The following is a 1,582-nucleotide window of genomic DNA, read 5'->3' as shown; positions in this document are numbered from 1 at the left end:
CTGTCTGCACCTCTCAACGGTTTTGGCAGTCAACAACTGGCTTTTAGTTCCTCTGGGATCGATGATCTACTTTCTCTAAATATTGGCGCTATTCGAGATTTTCGCGATAATCCCCTGCAGCCCACCAGTGGTTCTTTCCTGCGTCTAGGTTTAGAACAAACTATTCCAGTCGGTTCTGGCAGTATTTTCGGCACTCGTGTTCGGGGTAGTTACAGTTACTTTATCCCCGTTCGGTTTATTAATTCCTTTAATCTCTTTGAAACCGATATTTTTAAAGGTCAGCAATCCCTCGCTTTTAATGTGCAAGCAGGGACAGTATTAGGCGATTTACCCCCCTACGATGCTTTTATCGTTGGGGGTAGTAACTCTGTACGGGGTTACGCCGAGGGAGAAGTGGGTAGCGGTCGCAGTTATTTCCAAGCGACGGCCGAATATCGTTTTCCCATAGTAGCAATTATTGGGGGGGCGTTATTTGTCGATTTCGGCACTACTATTGGTTCCCAAGGGGATGTCCCCGGTCAACCCGGGATTGTCCGGGGTTTACCCGGTACCGGTCTCGGTTACGGTTTAGGTGTTCGGGTACAATCTCCCGTCGGCCAAATTCGGGTTGACTACGGTTTTAATGTCGATGGTGGTTCTCGTCTCCATTTCGGTATCGGGGAACGATTCTAATCAGTTATTGGGGATGGGGGATTAGGGAAATGGGGAAATAGGGAAATTCAACTAAAACCCCAACACCCTAAAACCCTAAAACCCAACCCCCAAAACCACTAATAAGCTTTTCACTTTATTGCTTAATAATTATGGTTTCTACTATCGCTAAACAATTTGAATTATCGGGAATTGGCCTGCATTCGGGGGAGATAACACGGGTGTGCGTCTGTGGGGCAAATCCTGGGGAGGGACGTTATTTTGTCCGCAGAGATTTAGCCAATCAACCGATTATTCCCGCTCTAGTTTCTTCGGTTTACCAAACGACTTTATCAACGGAATTGGGACAAGGAGAAGCCAAGGTTAGAACCGTTGAGCATTTATTAGCGGCCTTAACCGCTTTGGGGGTAGAGGATGCTCGCATTGAGGTGGATGGTGCGGAAATTCCCCTCCTCGATGGTTCGGCCAAAATCTGGGTAGAAGCGATCAAAAATGCTGGTTTAGATAACTCTTTTTCTCCATCAGATTTAACTATTTCTCAACCGATTTGGTTGTACGAAGGAGATGCTTTTGTGGCGGCGATTCCTTCCCCTGAATTACGTTTTACCTACGGGATCGATTTTACCTATAAACCGATCGGTAATCAATGGTATAGTTGGAGTCCTGATCGGGAAAGTTTTAGTCGAGCGATCGCATCCGCCCGGACTTTCGGTTTTGCCGATCAAATTGAATATTTACAAAAGGCTGGTTTAATTAAAGGAGGCAGTTTAGAAAATGCTTTAGTCTGCGATCAAAATCAATGGTTAAATCCTCCTTTACGGTTTGAAAATGAGCCAGTAAGACATAAATTATTGGACTTAATTGGTGATTTGAGTTTACTGGGAACTATTCCGACTGCTCATTACATGGCGTTTAAAGCCAGTCATAAACT

The 1,582-nt window shown here is 45.1% G+C and carries 2 protein-coding genes; both read left to right on the top strand.

The genetic code is table 11. The annotated features are described in order from the left end of the window. Positions 1-672, top strand: a 672-nt coding sequence (locus O9300_RS15190) for a BamA/TamA family outer membrane protein (RefSeq protein WP_287972508.1), incomplete at its 5' end; no start/stop codon positions are given. A 131-nt stretch (positions 673-803) separates the two neighbouring features. After that, positions 804-1,582: UDP-3-O-acyl-N-acetylglucosamine deacetylase (gene lpxC, locus O9300_RS15185; RefSeq protein WP_287972507.1), on the top strand; the 779-nt coding region annotated here is incomplete at its 3' end.

Source organism: Microcystis sp. LE19-195.1E, assembly GCF_027532095.1.
In the GTDB taxonomy this organism is placed as follows: domain Bacteria; phylum Cyanobacteriota; class Cyanobacteriia; order Cyanobacteriales; family Microcystaceae; genus Microcystis; species Microcystis aeruginosa.
Note: the sequence above shows the minus strand (reverse complement) of the source record. Positions and strands in the feature narration are given on the sequence as shown.